Here is a 19539-nt window from a genome sequence, read left to right as displayed (position 1 = left end):
TCATATTTGTTAACCGATTATTTACTACCCATATAACTTAAAAAATGAAGAAGTATTTTTCAAGCCGGCTTGTCATAGTCGTGATGCCATTTTGCGTGGCATTGACGCCCTTTAACAAGGCGCTGGCACAGGCTAAAACCGAAGATGCGAAAATGAATGCCTATGTAAAAGGCCTAATGAGTAAAATGACCCTTGATGAAAAGATAGGGCAGCTAAACCTGGTAACCATCGGAGCAGCAACAACAGGATCGGTAGTAAATAAAGGGGTTGAAGAAAATATTAAAAATGGGGCAATTGGTGGAGTGTTTGGTGTTTGGGGTACAACGCAAACCCGCCAGATCCAGGACATAGCCGTTAAAAACTCAAGGCTGCACATTCCGCTTATTTTTGGTTTGGACGTGATCCACGGTCACCGTACTATTTTCCCTATCCCCTTGGGCATGTCGGCAACGTGGGACATGGGCCTGATCAAACAGTCGGCACAAATTGCAGCTAAAGAAGCAACCGGCGAAGGTTTGAACTGGGTGTTTTCGCCAATGGTTGATATTGCCCGCGACCCGCGCTGGGGCCGTATTTCTGAAGGCTCGGGCGAAGACCCATGGTATGGCTCACAAGTGGCAAAAGCTATGGTACAGGGTTACCAGGGTACCAATATGAAAGATGCCGATGCCGTGATGGCCTGCGTTAAGCACTTTGCACTTTACGGTGGCGCAGAAGCCGGCCGTGAGTATAACACAGTTGATATGAGCCGCATTAAAATGTACCAGGATTACCTGCCGCCATATAAAGCAGCAGTTGATGCCGGTGCGGGCAGTTTCATGAGTTCATTTAATACAGTGGATGGTGTGCCTGCAACAGTTAACCAATGGTTGTTAACCGATTTATTAAGAAAGCAATGGGGTTTTAAAGGTTTCGTGGTATCTGATTATACCGCTGTAAACGAAGTGACAGATCACGGCCTTGGCGATTTGCAAACGGTATCTGCCCTTGCTCTGAAAGCAGGTTTGGATATGGATATGGTAGGAGAGGGTTTTCTGAAAACCCTGAAGAAATCACTTACACAAAAGAAAATAACCCAGCAGGAAATTGATCTGGCTTGTCAGCGTGTATTGGAAGCTAAATACAAATTAGGTTTGTTTGATAACCCTTATAAATCAATGGATGCCGGTAAGGAAGCTAAAGAAGAGTTATCGACTGCGAACCGCGCTGCTGCACGGGAGATCACTAAACACTCCTTTGTATTGCTAAAGAACGATAATCAAACCCTTCCGCTTAAAAGAGGTGGTAGTATTGCCCTGGTAGGCCCGTTAGCCGATAATCACCGCGATATGCTGGGTACCTGGGTTATTGCCGGCGAGTGGCAAAAATCGGTAAGCGTAATGGAAGGTATTAAAAATGTGGTAGGTAACAATGTTGCCATTAACTATGCCAAAGGTGCCAATATAACCGAAGACAGTTTGTTTATTAAAAGGCTGAACTTTGGTCCCGGAATGGTTTCTTTAGATGCTAAGCCGGGCGACGAATTGTTGAAGGAAGCAGTTGATGCCGCCAAAAAATCGGATGTAATTGTGGCCGTTGTTGGTGAATCGCAAAGCATGTCGGGTGAATCGTCAAGCCGCTCGGATATCGATATTCCCGAAAGCCAGAAAAACATGCTGAAGGAACTTTCAAAACTGGGAAAACCGATGGTGATTGTGCTGTTTAACGGTCGTCCGCTTACCTTAACCTGGGAAGATAAGCATGCTAACGCGATACTTGACGTTTGGGCGCCCGGCACCGAGGCCGGTAACGCCATCGCCGATGTAGTATTTGGCGACTATAACCCGGCCGGTAAATTAACTGCTACATTTCCGCGCAGCGTAGGGCAAATACCTATTTATTACAACCACAAAAACACGGGCAGGCCATACAAAGGCGGTCCTTCAAAATTCAGGTCAAATTATCTTGATATTTCAAACGATCCGCTTTATCCGTTTGGTTACGGCTTAAGCTATACCACCTTTAACTACAGCGCTGTTAGCGTAAGCAAAACCAAATTAAAAGGTAATGAAACCTTAACGGCTACTGTTACAGTAACCAATACGGGTAAATATGCGGGGGAAGAAGTGGTACAGTTATATATAAGCGATCCTGTAGCAAGTATCAGCCGCTCGGTAAAAGAGCTTAAGGGTTATCAAAAAATAAGCCTTAAGCCAGGTGGTTCAAAACAGGTAAGCTTCACTATTACTCCGGAGCTATTGAAGTTTTATAACACGCAACTTAAGTATGACTGGGAACCAGGCGAATTTGTAGTTGAAATAGGAACTAACTCGGCCGATACGCATAATGCATCGGTTTGGTGGGCTAAATAGTGCCATTTAAAGTGTAATACATTTTTAGCACTTTGTTAAAAATAGTAAAGGTATTTTTTGATGCACGAAAATATCTGAACGACACCGGTAAGTAAAATTTACCGGTGCCGTTTTGTTTTGGAAAAAGTGTATAAAATGTTGTATAATGGCGTGAAATCGATTGTAATAAATGTAACCTGAACATTTATTGTTTGAAAAGTACTGCTTGGGTAAATGTATATTTAACATTTATTATTGTGTAATTAATAATAAATGTTGACCTGACAGTATTTGCAAAGTATAATGATATTTTAACACTTTGGTAAATTATGGCAGGGAGGGCAGGCACATTAAACTAAGGGCAAAATATTTAAGATAACAGCTCAGTTGCGTTAATATTTATTGTTTCAACAACTTTTTTGCACCTGTTACAGAATAATAGCAACACTTTTACAATACGATATTTTCAAAAAAACAGGCTATATGTTAGCAATGTATTAATGAAAGATTCTCAATTTGTAATTTTAGCGGATAAATTGACCTATAAATAATTAATTTATAAATCTACCTATTTTACTTGTGTATACAGTACACACTAATTACATTAGTTCCATAGCCAATATAAATTTCTGTTTTGGCAGAAATCGTTCAAAATCTAATATTATTATAACATTTTAACTTTAATGTTGCTTCGGTTGCGGGAGCATAAAAAAGGTGACTACACGGATAAAAAGTTTAAAAAAAATTATACGAGAGAAGTTCATATGATAAAACTTTTACATTTTTTACTTTCCAACACTTCATCTTCCATTAATCTGTTTAACAGAGCTTATCTCACAATCGCTCAGTTCAAACAGGCTACCCGCAAGTGTGCAATTTTCTATTTTAAAACTTAGCAATACCAATTATCGACTTAAAAGCTTAAATCAAATATATTAATCAACTAAATCTCAATCTCATGTTTAAAAGTTTACTCCTAAAAGGAAGATACTTGGGTTTGCTACTATGCTGCCTGGTATCTTCATTGGTAGTTACAGCACAAACAAAGTACAAAGGTAAAGTTATCGGCTCCGACGATAAATTACCTGTTGTTGGCGCTTCCATACGCGTCAAAGGTACAAGTACAGGTACTGTAACTGATGTTAATGGTGAATTCACCTTAACCCTAAGCCCGGGCAATACACTGGTAGTATCTTACATCGGTTATCAAAGTACCGAAATTAAGGTAGGTACCGATGTAAACCTTCGGATCACACTGCAATCTGGTAGCAGCACCTTGAACGAGGTTGTTGTAACAGGTTATACGGCCCAGCGTAAAAAAGATATCACCGGTTCGGTATCGGTGGTTAACGTCGCAACCATGAAAACAGTACCTGCATCAAACACAGCCAGCTTACTTCAGGGTACTGCGGCTGGTGTTACTGTAGTCAACTCAGGTAACCCTGGTGCTAATACTACAGTTAACGTACGTGGTGTGGGCTCTATCTTCAGTACAGCGCCCCTTATTGTAATTGACGGTGTTCAGGGCTCATTGAACGATATCAACCCTAACGATATCGAATCAATGCAGGTATTGAAAGACGGTCAGGCGTCAATTTACGGTGTGCGTGGTTCAAACGGTGTTGTGGTAGTAACAACCAAAAAAGGAAAAAGTGGTGCTGCAACTATTAGCTATGATGCTTACTATGGTACGCAAAGGCCCTTAAAAGATGGTTTTAAACTGGCCGATACCAAAACGTATGTAGAGGCTATTTATCAATCATACAAAAACAGCCCCAACGCTGACGGTTCAAGCCCTCTGGCAGGAGGTAACCCACAATATGATCCTGGAAAAACAGGTACCTGGACAATTCCAGACTATATTACACCAGCCGGAGCTCACGTAGGTGACCCAAAAACTGATCCATCAACTTATCTCTTAAATCCGTTTACTACCGATAACCAGATCACCCGTGCCAACAAACAAGGTACCGACTGGTTTCATGAGGTGTTTAAGCCAGCTCCGATACAGAGCCATAATATTACAGCAAGCGGCGGTAACGATAAATCAACTTACCTGATGTCAATAAGCTATCTTAATCAACAAGGTACTTTAATTGATACCTACTTCAAAAGGTATGCTGCCAGGATTAATACAAATTTTGCCGTTGGACCTCATATCCGTGTAGGTGAAAACGCTTACATTTTCTATAAAAGAAACCCTAACGTAAGCAACAACCAAAACGAAGGTAACGCCATATCATACATTTATCGTGAACCACCTATTATCCCGGTTTATGATATCATGGGCAACTTTGCTGGTACCCGTTCTGGCAGTTTAGGTAACTCAAGTAACCCGGTTGCAGTTCAGGAGCGTTCAAAAGATAACAGGAACAATAACTGGGATATAACAGGCAACGTTTATGCCGAAGCTGATTTTCTGAAACATTTCACCATCCGCACCCAATTTGGTGGTACGGTCGATAATTACTACTACTACTACTTTACTAAACCTGCATATGAAAACTCAGAAGGTAATACTTCAACCAACGGTTTTACTGAAGTAGCAGGCTACAACAGCCAGTATACCTGGACTAATACCTTAAACTATAAACAGCAGTTTGGTAAACATAGCGTTAATTTATTAGTTGGTTCTGAGGCTATAACCACTTACAAACGCGGTATCCGTGCAGGTGGAGGTAACTACAATATCTCATTTGACCCTAACTATGTAACCGTAGCCAACGGTGCTAACCCACCAAGCAACGGTGTTGATCAGCTTTTTGATTCAGGTTTGCTTTCGTATTTCGCAAAATTGGACTACCAGTTTAACGATAAGTATATCTTAGGTGCAACAGTTCGTCGTGACGGTTCTTCATATTTTTCTCCAGGTCATCAATGGGGTACTTTCCCTTCAGTAACCGCTGGTTGGAGGATTTCCAAAGAGGCATTTCTGAAAGATGTTAGCTGGCTTAATGACATGAAGATCCGCGCAAGCTATGGTAGTCTTGGCTCACTTGCCGGCGTTGAAACCCGCTTAAGCAATGCTTATAGCTTATACGCCCAGTCAAACGGTAATGCCAATTATGACATCACTGGAACTGGTAACTCAACTGTTACAGGTTTGTACAGGATACAACAAGGTAACTTAGCTACGTCATGGGAAACTGATAAGATCAAGAATATTGGTTTTGACGCTACTTTGTTTAACAATAAATTCGATTTCACATTTGAATATTTCCAGAAATCGGTTACAGGTTTGTTATTCCAATCAGGCGATCCTTCAATAGCACTTGCTCCCGCTGCCGTTGCAAACTTACCTTATGTTAATGGTGGTAACATTAAAAATAAAGGTTTTGAAATTGTTGCCAGCTATCATGGCAATGTCGGCAGCGATTGGAAATATGATCTGAGCCTGAATGCAAGCCATTACTCAAACCTTGTTACCGATTTGAATGGCCTTAAATACCAGGATCGTAACAGCGATGGCTCAACACGTATCCAAAACTTTGTAAGGTTACAGCCAGGGCAGCCTGTGGGCGAATTTTACGGATATAAAGTTATCGGCTTATATCGTGATGCTGCTGATATAGCTGCTTCGCCAACCGATGTTAACGCAAGGCCGGGTTTATTTAAATATGCCGACGTTAACGGTGATGGAAAGATCACCTCTGATGACAAAACATTTATAGGTAACCCTAACCCCAAATTTACAGGTGGCTTTACACTCAACGTTAGTTACAAAAACTTCGATCTGAATGCCTTTCTTTATGGTTCATTTGGTGGCAAGATCTTTAATTACATTAAATACTGGACTTATTTCCCACAAGTATTTACCGGTAACGTAAGTGCCGATATATTAGGCCCTAAAGTTTGGAAACCAGGTGCTGATAACAGCCAGGCAACTATCCCTGTATTAACCCGTACAGCTAACGCTGATAACACGGGTGATCCAAATTCATGGTACCTTGAAAGCGGTACCTATGTTAGGTTGAAATCATTGACATTGGGTTATACCGTTCCAAATTCGCAAATCAAGGCTTTGGGTATTAAGAGATTAAGGTTTTATTTGTTGGCTAACAACTTGTTCACTATTACAAAGTACACTGGTTTAGATCCTGAGTTACAGCCATCAAACCTAAATAACAATACCAGTTTTGGTATCGACTTTGGTAACTACCCTGCCGGGCAGAAGATATATAACATTGGTGTTAACGCCTCTTTCTAATATTGAGAAATTTTTAATATAAAAGTTATGAAAAAAATTCAAATAAAACTGATCATACCAATAGCGTCGCTGTTGGTGTGCCTGGTGTATGCGTGCCGTAAGGATATGCTAAACAGGCCCATCCTGCAAAGCTTAAGCCCGAACATCGTTGCCAACAAAACTGGTGTTGAAAGCTTACTAATTGGTACTTATTCACTGTTGGACGGTGTGGGTGGTAATGGCGGCGGTATAAACGCAGCCGGTTCAAACTGGTTATTTGGTAGTGTTACTGCTGGTGATGCCTATAAAGGTTCAGAGCCATCGGATGGTGGTAACGATATCTTGCCGGTAGGTAATTTTACTTATTCTACCTCGAATCCGTACATCAGAGACAAATACCGGCTTTGTTTTAACGGCGTTAGCCGGGCTAATGACGTTTTGCGCACACTTCCGTTAGCAAAAGATATCAGTGCCGATGATGTAAAAAGGATTACCGGTGAAGCTCGTTTCTTAAGAGGATATTACTACATGGAACTTAAGAAAATGTACAACATGATCCCTTACATTGACGAAACGCAAACAGATGCCAACCAGCCTAATGATAAGGATATCTGGCCGAATATAGAAGCTGACTTACAGGCAGGTATCGATAATATTCCTGCCCTTCAATCGCAAAAAGGCCGCGCGAACAAATGGATAGCTATGGCATATCTCGCCAAAGCAAAAATGTTTCAACACAAATTTGCCGAAGCTAAAGCGTTATATGATAACCTTATACCTAATGGTACCAAACCAAGCGGCGACCACTTTGCATTGAACGATAACATGCAGAAGAACTTTAGCCCTCAGGCTGGTCAAAAAAACAGCGTAGAATCGGTATTTGCTGCACAATCATCAGTTAATGATAACTCAGGCGGTAACAACGGTAACACCGGCGATGAGTTGAACTTCCCTTACAACAGTGGGCCTGGTGCTTGCTGTGGTTTCTTCAACCCATCACAATCATTAGGTAACTCATTTAAAACAGATGGTGACGGCTTACCATTGTTTACCACTTTCAATTCGGGTAAAAAAGTAAGCGGTAAAACTGATCCTTACACTGGTACTTTAGATCCTCGTATTGATATCACCATGGGGCGTCCTAACATTCCTTATCTTGACTGGGGCAATCCTCCGGCAAGTTGGATCCGTGACCCTACAGATGGTGTTTTCAATCCACGTAAAAACGTTTATTCATCTGCCGAAAAAGGTACTAATTCAAGTACTGAAAACTACTGGGCAGCCAATGAAGTTACCTCAAACAACATTAACTTAATGCGTTGGAGCGATGTCTTACTGATGGCTGCAGAAGCTGAAGTAGAAGTTGGAAGTACTGATAAGGCTTTAGAATATGTAAATATGGTTCGTAACCGTGCTGCAAATCCTGTTTGGTGGGTATATAAAAATTCAGCATACGATCCGTCAAAATCTGAGTATACTACAAAGACGACCCCTGCTGATAATTATTTGGTTAAACCATATCCTGCCGGTGCATTTGCCAATAAAACTTATGCCCGTACAGCTATCCATTTCGAGCGTAAACTTGAATTGGCGATGGAAGGCCAGCGTTTCTTCGATTTACAGCGCTGGGATCAAGGTACAGGCAGCATGGCTGATGAAATCAACGCTTTCTTTGCATACGATATTAACGTTAACTCACAGCTGAACGGTGCTCACTTTACTAAAGGTAAAAACGAATATTACGCTATACCTCAAAGCGAGATTGACCTTTCTGGTTCAAAAGGGGCCTCAAAACTGAAACAAAACCCTGGTTATTAATTAACCATTGATTTTAAATACTTAACTTTAGGTGGAGATAGTTATCTCCACCTTTTTTTATAGTTTACTAACCAACAATGAAGTATACCCTTCCCCTTATATGCCTGGTTGCCGTATTATTTAGTGCCTGTAAAAAAGCCACACTTTTTGAACAGATTCCTTCTTCACACTCCGGGATCACATTTAATAATAAAATTGTTGAAAATGACGCTATAAACCCGCTTACAAAACTTAACCTTTACAATGGTGGCGGTGTAGGTATTGGCGATTTTAATAACGACGGGCTTCAGGATATTTACTTTGTTGCCAATACTACATCAAATAAGCTATACCTTAACAAAGGCGATATGAAATTTGATGACGTTACCGACGTTGCTGGTGTAAAGGGCAGTGGCGGCTGGGGCAGGGGAGTGGCCGTTGTTGATATTAACAATGATGGCCTTATGGATCTTTATATATGTTATACTTTACTTGATGATGCGGTTAAGCGAACTAACCTGCTTTATGTAAACCAGGGAGTGGGTAAAGATGGTATACCGCACTTTAAAGAAATGGCCAAGGAGTATGGTCTTAATGTAAGGCTCCACTCAACTATGGCATCGTTTTTTGATTATGATAACGATGGTGATCTGGATATGTACCTTACCGTTAATGAGGCTGTTGCCGGCGATAATCAAAGTACCTTCAGGCCGATAATAACTAATGGAAGTCACCGGAGTACCGGGCAGCTTTACCGCTGCGATTGGGATCCGGCGCTAAAACACCCGGTTTATACCAACGTATCCAAACAGGCAGGCATTGGGACCGAAGGCTATGGACATGCTGCCACCACTGTAGATATTAACCGAGATGGCTGGAAAGACATTTACGTAACCAACGATTTTTTAACCGATAACATCTTATACATCAATAACGGCGACGGCACTTTTACAGATAAAGTGAAGGAGTATTTTAAGCACACCGCCTTCAGCTCCATGGGGCAGGATATTGAGGATGTGAACAACGATGGTCTTGCCGATGTTTTCGAGGTCGACATGAACCCCGAGGATAACTACCGTAAAAAGATGTTCATGCCGCCTAATAATTACCAGATATTTCAAAATTTCGACAGATATCAATATCAATATCAATACACCCGTAATACTTTACAATTAAACAACGGCCCGCGAATTGGCGGTAATGATTCTATTGGCGACCCCTCATTTAGCGATGTGGCTTTTTTAAGTGGTGTTGGACAAACAGACTGGAGCTGGGGACCCATGATAACCGATTTTGATAATGACGGGTATCGCGATATTGTAATAACCAATGGCTATCCGCGCGATGTAACCGATCATGATTTTATAACTTTCAGGCAAATGGCCTATTCGGTAGCGTCAACCCAACAGGTGCTTGACCAAATCCCGATTGTGAAAATACCCAACTATGCTTTCCGCAATACCAATGGTGTGCAGTTTGAAGATGTAACCCAAAGCTGGGGGCTTGGTGCTCCTTCGTTTTCAAACGGATGTGCCTATGCCGATCTGGATAACGACGGCACCATGGATATGGTTATTAACAATATTAATGATGAGGCATTCATCTACAAAAATACTTCCCGTAAAAGCGCTATAAACAGTAGTAACTACTTCCACATACAATTTCATGGCGGCCCCAAAAACCTGAACGGTCTTGGTGCTTTTGCCGATATTTATTACGATCACGGCAAACATCAATATTATGAAAATACACCTTACCGTGGTTATTTATCAACTATACAGGATATTGCCCACTTTGGCCTGGGTAACATATCTCTGCTCGATTCGGTAGTTATCCGCTGGGATAACGGTAAAAAACAGGTGCTTACCCATGTTAAAACTAATCAAACACTCCAGGTTAAAATTAGCGATGCGAAGCTTGATTATACCAATAAACAGCCCTCTGTTGATAATACCGCATTGTTCAAAGAGGTCACTCAATCGGCAGGAATAACCTATAAACATAATGATCAGGATTATATCGATTTTAATGTTCAGAAACTGCTTCCGCATAAACTGTCGGAATATACGCCGGCCACAGCGGTTGGCGATGTAGATGGCAATGGTTTGGACGATATGGTGGTTGGGGGTACTACAATGTATCCCGCTCAATTACTATTGCAGCAGGCCAATGGCAAATTTATTCAGCGCGATTTAGTGCCTCAGCCTAAAACTATAGTCCCGGTTGGAAATTCCAACGATATGGCACATATGATATCGCCTGTAAGAGTGAAAGACGAAGGTATGTTGCTTTTTGATGCCGACGGCGATGGCGACCTTGATCTGTACGTTGCCAGCGGCGGTTATGAAAGCGAGCCCGGCTCATCAAATTACCAGGACAGGCTTTATGTTAACGATGGTAAAGGCAACTTCAAGCTGCAACCCGATGCCCTGCCTAAAAACTTCACCAGCAAACTGTGTGTAAAAGCAGCAGATATAAACCGCGACGGCAAAATGGATCTGTTTATCTCTGGTCGTGTGGATCCCTGGAACTACCCTAAGCCGGTTTCAAGCTTTATTTTGCGTAACGATAGCAAGAACGGCATTATCAAATTTACCGACGTATCCGCATCAGCGGCAAAAGAATTGAATAATATAGGTTTGGTTTGCGATGCCACCTTTACCGATTTTAATAATGACGGGTGGCCCGACCTGATCCTTACCGGCGAATGGATGCCGATCACCTTCCTTAAAAACGATCATGGTGTATATAAAAATGTAACACAAAGCACCGGCGTTGAAAATAAGCTTGGATGGTGGAACACCATTGCCTCCGGCGATTTTGACCACGACGGAGATACTGATTACATTATAGGCAATACCGGTCTCAATACTTTTTATAAAGCAACCGATCAATACCCTATTTATATTACTGCTAAGGATTTTGATAAGAATGGCAGCTACGATGCTTTCCCCTCTGTTTTCCTGAAAGATCAGCAGGGCCAATTGCAGGAATTTCCGGCTTTCGGGCGCGACGATATCGTGAAGCAAATGATCAGCATGCGTATCAGATTCCAGAATTATAGGTCATTTGCAACAGCGACAATGGATTCGGTGATAACCCCCAAAATGCGTGAGGGGGCATTGCGTTTAAAAGTGAACTACCTGCAATCGGTATACTTAAGCAATGACGGGGAAGGGAAGTTTACGGCTATTCCACTCCCGGTTGAAGCGCAAATGTCTGAACTATGCGGCATTACCGTTGATGATTTTGATGGAGATGGCAACCTTGATGTTGCACTGAACGGCAATGACTACGGCACCGAGGTTGCAACCGGCCGTTACGATGCTTTTAATGGCTTATTGCTAAAGGGAGACGGCAAGGGAGGTTTTAAACCGCTCAGCATTATGCAAAGCGGTATTTATATTCCGGGCAATGGCAAGGCCCTGGTTAAGCTTAAAGGAGCCCATGGTAACTACCTGTTGGCAGCTACTCAAAATCGTGACAGGATGAAATTGTTCGAGTTGAAACGGCCGGTTAAAACCTATAATCTGCAGCCACTTGATGCATTTGCAACCATAAAATACAAAAATGGTAAAACTGCTAAACAGGAGTTTTATAATGGTAATTCTTTCTTGTCGCAATCGGGCAGATTCATTAATATTGATGATAACATGGCATCGATAACTGTAACCGATAGTTATGGCCATCAACGTAATGTACCAATTAATTAAACTATTATAAATGAGATGCTTTAAAATATTTATAGCCGTTGCGGGTTGTGCCCTTGTTTTAGGTTGCGGTAGTAAGCCTAAAAAAACACCGATGATGAAAGATGCTGATGTTATACATAACAACGTTGATCAGCTTACGCAGGTTATTATTTATGATGTGTTCAGCCCTCCCGTAGCAAGCCGTATTTATGGATATACCTCGCTGGCTGCTTATGAGGCAATACGTTATTCTAATCCTGGATACAATTCAATTACAGCTCAGCTGCGGGACTTTGGTAAACCTCCCGAACCAAAGGCAGGGGTAAAGTATAATTATACGCTTGCGGCTACATCAGCGTTTTTTGCAGTAGCTCATAAGGTTACCTTCTCTATCGATTCGCTTAAAAAATATGAGGCCAGGGTTTACGCCATGTATAAAGACAACATGGACGATTCAACCTATGCCCGCTCAATGGCTTTTGGCGAAAAAATTGGCAAGTACATCTTAAAAAGAGCAGCAGTTGATAATTATCCCCAAACCCGTGGCAAGCCAAGGTTTTTGGGCAACGATAATCCGGGTAACTGGCATCCCACTCCGCCCGATTACCTGGATGGTGTTGAGTTTTGCTGGGGTACTATGCATACTTTCGCCGTTGACACCTCAACCATGTTCCCTTTGCCTCCGCCACCTGCTTTTAGTGAGGATAAAAACAGCGAGTATTTTAGACAAACAATGGAGGTGTATAACCAAAGCAAAAACATTACGCCCGAGCAAAAAACTATTGCAAAGTTTTGGGATGATAATCCTTTTGTTATTGAGCATAATGGCCACATGATGTTTGCCAACAAGAAAATCACCCCGGGCGGTCACTGGATCGGCATAACCGCAATTGCCTGCAAGCAAACCCATGCTGATGTTGTAAAAACTGCGCAGGCTTATGCGCTTACCTCAATAGCTTTGTTTGATGCTTTTATTTGCGGCTGGCAGGTTAAGTATGAAACTAATTATATAAGACCGGTAACCATTATCAATGATAAAATTGACCACGACTGGCTGCCAATGCTGCAAACGCCACCGTTTCCTGAGTATCCGAGCGGCCACAGCGATATCAGCGGTGCATCGGCAGTTGTGCTTACGCATTTATTTGGCGATAACTTTGCCTATCAGGATACCAGCGATCTGCGTTACATAGGCATGCAGCGCCATTTCGACTCATTTTTGAAAGCTGCCGACGAAACTTCAATAAGCAGGTTTTACGGCGGCATCCACTTCCTCAACAGCGTTAATCAGGGCGCTGTACAGGGCAAACAGGTAGGCGAATATATCTGGAAAAAATTAAAACTTAAAAATTAAGGGCTGAGCTATTTTATGAATTTAAAAAAAAGCTTATTAACCATATCATACCTTTTTTCATTTTCTGCAATATTAGCCGGTTTAACGCTCATCAATAGCTGCAAGCGGAAACCGGCATATCAACCTTATAAATTTACCGGCGACGTGATAGTTGATGGTAAAAACCTGGTACAATTAAAGTGTACCCGCTGCCACTCGTTAGTGCCTGTTGATGCATTACCTAAGGATGTTTGGCTTAACCACACGCTGGTTAATATGGCCCCGCTGCTGCATATTTCAACTTATGGCGGTTCGTCATACTATAAGGATAATCCGCTTGATACTACCGGCGCCACTATTGCCGAATGGACAGCCATTTTAGATTATTATAAAAAAGCTGCACCCGACACCTTGCTGCCAGCTAAAAAGCCAATCCCATTAATAAATGATTGGGCTGGTTTTACACTTAAAAAGCCTGCACGGGTAGGTTATACCGCTTTTACTACTATGCTTGCTGCCAATGCAGCTACAGGGCGTATGTATAGTGCCGACGCTGTGGATGAAAAATTGTATACCTGGGACAGTAATTTAAAAATGGACTCCCTCGCCAAATTTCCATCAGCCGCAGTTGGGGTTAGTTTTGACAAGGATAGTGCCGGGAATAATATAGGCTTTTTCGCCTGTATTGGGCGTATGGCACCGGTTGATTTTCCGAATGGTAAAGTAGTTAAAGTGAACCTTGATGCGCAGCATGTTAATAACGAGCAAACTTACATTGCATCTGATTTGCCCCGGCCTGTTGGCACAATAACAGGCGATTTTAATAAGGACGGTTTGCAGGATGTTGTAGTTTGCGGTCAGGGCAAATTTAAAGGAGGCGTTTACCTGCTTAAGCAAAATAAGGATCATACGTATGAGCAACAAACCATTTATGACAAGCCGGGCGCTGCACAAGCTTTAGCCGGCGATTTTAACAACGATGGCTGGACAGATGTAATGCTGTTAACCGGAAGCGGCGATGAAGGCCTTTGGTTGTTGTTGAATGATCAAAAAGGAGGATTTACAACCCGGAACCTGCTACATTTTCCGCCGGTTTATGGTTCAAGCAGTTTTCAATTGGTTGATATGGATCATGACGGCAAACTTGATCTGGTACTGACCTGCGGCTACAACTACCGTGATTCGAGGATCCTGAAACCTTACCACGGCTTATACATTTTTACCAATACGGGCGACTGGAACTTTAAACAACGCTGGTTTTACCCTATAAACGGTTGTACCAAAGCCATTGCCACCGATTTTGACGGTGATGGCGATATCGATATTGCTACGATAGCATTCTTTGCCGATATGAAAAATACGCCTGCCGAAGAGTTTGTTTACTTTGAACAGGCTAAACCTTTGGATTTTAAACCTCATGCTTTGCCGATTAGCAACCTTGGTCATTGGATGTGTATGGAAATGACCGACCTGAACAAGGACGGCAAGCCCGACATTGTATTAGGTAATTATGCAGATGGTTTTATGTTCCAGGATGGTTTTAAACCTAATTGGGATCAGCACCTGCCACTGATAATGCTTGAAAATCACACCAAAAAGTAAAGCGATACCGAACTGTATGAGGAAAGCAGGAGGGGTGAGCATAATAAAACGAAACGTATTGTTGCTGACTATAATATTCGCAGCTGTTGTTATTGCCGCATTGAATAGTTGCGGCGATAATGAACCGAGCGACGAAGAACTTTTGGCCGACGCTAAAAAAACGGCGTTCCAACATTGCGGCAGCTGCCATGAACCACCCGATGCTTCTTTACTGGATAGTGCCACCTGGGACAAGCACATATTACCGGCCATGGGAGCAAAACTTGGCATGCGCTCCTTTATGGACCAGTATATAGCCGGCCCAGGGGCTACGCTTTCTCTTGCCGATTGGACAAAGATTGTTGTGTACTATAAGTACGCCTCACCCAAAAAACTAAAAATTCCCAAACCGGATGCTTTACTCGATTCGGCTATATTTTCGGTGAAAAGACCTGTTAATGTTGACACAAAATCAGGGGAGGCCATGACCACCATGGTTAAGTTTAATGATGTTGATAAGCACTTTTATACAGGAGATGCCGGCAATAAGCTTTACCGCTGGAATAGTGATCTTACAGCTACCCTGGTGAAAAAATTCCATTCGCCAATAACCGATGTTACCTTTTATCAATCGGTAACCGAACCTAACAGCGCTGTAGTTACCTGCATTGGGATCCTTCCGCCTAATGATCAACTCAAAGGAAGCTTAACACATATTAATCTCGACAAGAAATCAAAAGATACCACCCTGATGGCCGATAGTCTGCCACGTCCCGTTAAAAGTGCTACGGCTGATTTTAATAAAGATGGCCTGATGGATTATGTAAGTTGCGGTTTCGGTCGTGACCAGGGAGGCTTGTTCCTGTTGCAGCAGCAGGCTAACCACACTTTTAAAAGAAAGATCATCCGTGCAGTTCCTGGTCCTGAAATAGTTTATACCGGCGATTTTAACGGCGATGGCTGGCCTGATATTGTCTGTCTGTTTGCCCAGGCCGATGAAGGGATCTGGCTGTTTTTGAATGACAAACAGGGCGGCTTTACTGCCCAAAATATTATCCGTTTTCCATCGGTTTACGGGTCGAGCAGTTTCCAGTTGGTGGATGTTAACCACGATGGTAAACTTGATGTAGTTTACACCTGCGGTGATAATAATGACTATTCGCCCATATTTAAGCCTTACCATGGGGTTTACATTTTTACCAACCAGGGCAACTGGAAATTTAAACAAACCTACTTTTACCATATCAACGGCTGCTCTAAAGCTATCGCAGCCGATTTCGATAAAGATGGCGATATCGACCTGGCTGTGATAGCCTTCTTTCCCGATTATAAATACCATCCTACTGAAGGTTTTACCTATCATGAGCAAGTTAGTCCCGGTAAGTTTAAAGTACATGAGGTCCCGGTTAACTTATTAGGTCGTTGGATTTCGATGGAAGCCGGTGATATTGATGGCGATGGCGATACCGATCTTGTTTTGGGAAATTTTTCGGTAGGAGTGCAGGGCCTCATGAACCAAAAGGATTATAAACCTAACTGGGATATGTATGAACCGATTATTGTGCTGCAGAATAAAACAATTAAAAAGTAGGATTTCATTAACCATTTTTTAAGAGGATACAGGTTACCTGATAAGAAACCGGTAAATTGATTTACTAAAGCCCCCAAAAAAACGTATCATTTGTACAACAAATTGATAAATAAGTACAGCTGTATCTGGTTGTATGTTAAGTAGTTTTACCATACTTATTTATTGATATACTAAATGAACAAAAGTATCCGCTCTGCTTTAAGTGTTATGGCAGCCTGTGTTTTGCCCGCCATTGTTTCGGCACAATCAGGAGTTGTAAAACAAGTTAAATTAAGCAATTTCGATTTGCAATCATCGGCTTTGGTAAGTGCACCAGGCACTGAACTTTCCAATACACAATACCACTCGCCGGTATACTGGTTTCCTGTAAAAGTACCATCTACAGTACTTACCGGACTGGTGGCCAATCACATTTATCCAGACCCATACCAGGGCCTTAATAATATGCTAATCCCTGATGCCTCCGATCAGTTTAATAAAGAATATAACCTGGAACAATACAGCCATCTGCCTAATGATCCTAACCCATGGAAAAAGCCTTATTGGTACCGCACTACCTTTAAAGCCGGCTGCAGATAAAGGCCGTCGTTTTCAATTGATCTTTAAAGGTACCAACTACCGGGCAGCTGTATGGCTTAACGGCAAGCAAATTGCCGACAGTACCCAGATGGCTGGTATGTTTGCTGAACATAACCTTGATGTAAGCAATATAGTTAAAGCTGGGGCTGAAAATGCCCTCGCCGTAAAAATTTACCCGCTTGATTATCCGGGATATCCTGCAAAGGAGCAGTTGAAAGCCCTCGGCCCGTTTTATGAAAATGGCGGCCCAACGGGTGATATCGGCAAAAACGTAACTATGCTTTGTTCATCAGGATGGGATTGGATCCCGCCCGTGCGCGACCGTAATATGGGGATCTGGCAGCCAGTGTTTTTACGCACAAGTGGCGCGGTAACTATCGGCAGGCCAAAGCTGATTACGGATTTGCCAAGCCTGCCTGATACCGGTACAGCCAAGCTTTCATTAAACCTGACATTAACCAATAATACAACTGCAACACATGGCGGTAAACTAACCGTCAGCATAAAGCCCGAAAATTTTGCAGGCGCACCGGTTCAGTTTAGTCAGCCAGTCGTTGTACCTGCTGGTGCCGAAAAAGCGGTCGACTTAAATGCCGATAAGATTAGCCAGCTGATAATCCATCAGCCTAAATTATGGTGGCCTAACGGTTATGGTAAAGCAAACTTATACCGGATCCGTATGCAGTACGCTGAAGGGAATACTGTAAGTGACGATACCACTTTTGTATTTGGCATCCGCAAGGTGGCCTCAAAAGCCGAAACTACCGCCAACGGTTTTGTGCGCCGTATGTTTTATGTTAACGGTAAAGAAGTGCATTTGGTAGGCGGTGCCTGGGTACCGGATATGATGGTAAACCGCGATTCGGCCCGTTACGATTATGAAATGCACCTGTGCCGCAATGCTAATGTTAATCTTGTACGTATTTGGGGCGGCGGCGTTACTGAGCCGGATGCTTTCTGGAATGCTGCGGATAAATACGGGCAGATGGTATGGTCGGATTTTTGGATCACCGGTGATACTCAGGGCGAATTTAAGGGCTCACCCGATTGGCCGCTGGAAGGTAATGTATTCATCAAAAACGTAGAAAGCACCATCTATCGCATCCGTAACCATCCTAGTTTATTGGTATGGACAGGCGGTAACGAAGGTCATGCCCGTAAAGAGTTATACGATGTAATGCGTAACGATATCATCACTTTGGATGGTACGCGTCCCTTCATCCCAAGCTCATCTGGCTTTGCGAAACTGCCAGAAGGCTGGAAAGGTTCATGGCCTGATGATATGCCGTCGGGCGTTTATAGTGGTGGCCCTTATGAATGGAAAGACCCCAAAGATTATTATAAACTGGCCGATGCTGCTAAAGACTGGGTATTTAAAGACGAAACCGGCCTTCCATCACAACCACCGTATACCACGCTGCCAAAGATCATCCCTAATCTGGTTTGGGATACCAACTTGCCTTTTCCGCTTAATAATTCATGGGGCTACCATGACGCGGCAACCGGAGCCGGTAAATATGATAAGTATTATGAAGAAATGACCAAAAGGTATGGCAAACCAAGTAGCATCGTTAATTTTTCGGACAAGATGCAGCTCATGAACGCCGTAGGCTACCAGGGTATTTTTGAAGCCGATGGTCATAAACTGAACGAAACAGGTGGCGTGATGCTCTGGAAACTAAATGCGGCCCTGCCAAGTGTAATATGGCAGATCTACGATTGGTATCTCGAACCCAATGCAGGCTACTATACTATGCAAAATGCTTGCGAACCTATTCACATTCAGTATAATTATGATAATTCGTCGATAGCTATCATCAACCGTAAGCACCATGCAACCGGCAGTTTAACTGCAACGGCCGATATTTATGATATCAACAGCAAGCTGATAAAATCAGAAAAGGTTGGCAATGTAGGATTAGCACAAACTGGTGTTAAGGAAGTAATCCAGCTCAGAGATGCGCTTGCTGCCACTCAAGGTGTAAATTTTGTGGTGCTGAACCTTACCAACGCGGCAGGTAAAACGGTATCGCACAACGTTTACTGGTTATCGGCCACTGATGACTTTACGTCACTGAACGATATGAAACATGCGCAGGTACAGGGGAAAGTGATCAAAGCTGAAAAAGGAGTAAGTGAAAACAAGTGGACAATGCAGTTCACCAATAACTCCAATCAACTGGCATTCTTTGTCCGCCCGCAATTGATGAAAAACGGTGAGGAGGTAATGCCAAGCTACTGGACAGGTAATTATTTTAGCCTGGCGCCGCATGAAAGCATCACGGTATCGGTGAGTGCGCCGGTAGCCAAATTAAGCGCGGTAAAGCCAACAATATTGCTTGAGGGCTGGAATTTGGATAAGCAGGTAATAACGCTACCGTAAAACTTTTTAAACTTAATATGCTCGCGAAGGCGCGAAGACGCAAAGATTTTTTCTTAGCGGCTTTGCG

General features: G+C 42.7%; 9 protein-coding genes. All 9 read left to right on the top strand.

Annotated features, from left to right (window positions below; all coding sequences use genetic code 11):
- Positions 1-44 precede the first annotated feature (44 nt).
- The 9 genes from bglX (at position 45) to ACEN82_RS17555 (ending at position 19472) form a co-directional block, all read left to right on the top strand.
- Complete coding sequence (gene bglX, locus ACEN82_RS17595) at positions 45-2351, top strand: beta-glucosidase BglX (protein WP_413319377.1); 2307 nt, start codon at positions 45-47, stop codon at positions 2349-2351.
- A gap of 937 nt (positions 2352-3288) precedes the next feature.
- Positions 3289-6537: a SusC/RagA family TonB-linked outer membrane protein gene (locus tag ACEN82_RS17590; RefSeq protein ID WP_413319375.1), complete on the top strand. Its 3249-nt coding sequence runs from the start codon at positions 3289-3291 to the stop codon at positions 6535-6537.
- Positions 6538-6564: 27 nt separating this feature from the next.
- Positions 6565-8334: a RagB/SusD family nutrient uptake outer membrane protein gene (locus ACEN82_RS17585; RefSeq protein ID WP_091163056.1), complete on the top strand. Its 1770-nt coding sequence runs from the start codon at positions 6565-6567 to the stop codon at positions 8332-8334.
- Positions 8335-8411: 77 nt separating this feature from the next.
- Positions 8412-12026: a VCBS repeat-containing protein gene (locus tag ACEN82_RS17580; protein ID WP_413319372.1), complete on the top strand. Its 3615-nt coding sequence runs from the start codon at positions 8412-8414 to the stop codon at positions 12024-12026.
- 10 nt (positions 12027-12036) lie between these two features.
- Positions 12037-13359, top strand: a complete 1323-nt coding sequence (locus ACEN82_RS17575) for a vanadium-dependent haloperoxidase (RefSeq protein WP_413319370.1) — start codon at positions 12037-12039, stop codon at positions 13357-13359.
- Positions 13360-13374: 15 nt separating this feature from the next.
- Entirely contained in the window at positions 13375-14940 is a 1566-nt protein-coding gene (locus ACEN82_RS17570) for an FG-GAP repeat domain-containing protein (RefSeq protein ID WP_176623163.1), read from the top strand.
- A 16-nt stretch (positions 14941-14956) separates the two neighbouring features.
- Positions 14957-16510, top strand: a complete 1554-nt coding sequence (locus tag ACEN82_RS17565; RefSeq protein WP_413319368.1) for an FG-GAP repeat domain-containing protein — start codon at positions 14957-14959, stop codon at positions 16508-16510.
- 174 nt (positions 16511-16684) lie between these two features.
- The gene (locus tag ACEN82_RS17560; protein ID WP_413319366.1) at positions 16685-17089 is read left to right on the top strand and encodes a hypothetical protein; all 405 of its coding nucleotides are present in this window, start codon (positions 16685-16687) and stop codon (positions 17087-17089) included.
- On the top strand, positions 17025-19472 hold the full coding sequence (locus ACEN82_RS17555) for a glycoside hydrolase family 2 protein (RefSeq protein WP_413319364.1): 2448 nt from the start codon (positions 17025-17027) through the stop codon (positions 19470-19472). The genes ACEN82_RS17560 and ACEN82_RS17555 overlap by 65 nt, the downstream gene beginning before the upstream one ends.
- The last annotated feature ends 67 nt before the right edge of the window (positions 19473-19539 follow it).

The sequence above is a fragment of the Mucilaginibacter sp. Mucisp73 genome, assembly GCF_059491465.1.
The sequence above is the reverse complement of the archived record's forward strand: the minus strand, read 5'-3'. Positions and strand labels throughout refer to the sequence as shown.

What these genes read in the sequence shown, in the direction of transcription:
- ACEN82_RS17570 (WP_176623163.1), top strand. Translation starts at nt 13,375, where the DNA reads ATGAATTTAAAAAAAAGCTTATTAACCATATCATACCTTTTTTCATTT.
- ACEN82_RS17585 (WP_091163056.1), top strand. Translation starts at nt 6,565, where the DNA reads ATGAAAAAAATTCAAATAAAACTGATCATACCAATAGCGTCGCTGTTG.
- ACEN82_RS17575 (WP_413319370.1), top strand. Translation starts at nt 12,037, where the DNA reads ATGAGATGCTTTAAAATATTTATAGCCGTTGCGGGTTGTGCCCTTGTT.
- bglX (WP_413319377.1), top strand. Translation starts at nt 45, where the DNA reads ATGAAGAAGTATTTTTCAAGCCGGCTTGTCATAGTCGTGATGCCATTT.
- ACEN82_RS17565 (WP_413319368.1), top strand. Translation starts at nt 14,957, where the DNA reads ATGAGGAAAGCAGGAGGGGTGAGCATAATAAAACGAAACGTATTGTTG.
- ACEN82_RS17580 (WP_413319372.1), top strand. Translation starts at nt 8,412, where the DNA reads ATGAAGTATACCCTTCCCCTTATATGCCTGGTTGCCGTATTATTTAGT.
- ACEN82_RS17555 (WP_413319364.1), top strand. Translation starts at nt 17,025, where the DNA reads ATGATCCTAACCCATGGAAAAAGCCTTATTGGTACCGCACTACCTTTA.
- ACEN82_RS17560 (WP_413319366.1), top strand. Translation starts at nt 16,685, where the DNA reads ATGAACAAAAGTATCCGCTCTGCTTTAAGTGTTATGGCAGCCTGTGTT.
- ACEN82_RS17590 (WP_413319375.1), top strand. Translation starts at nt 3,289, where the DNA reads ATGTTTAAAAGTTTACTCCTAAAAGGAAGATACTTGGGTTTGCTACTA.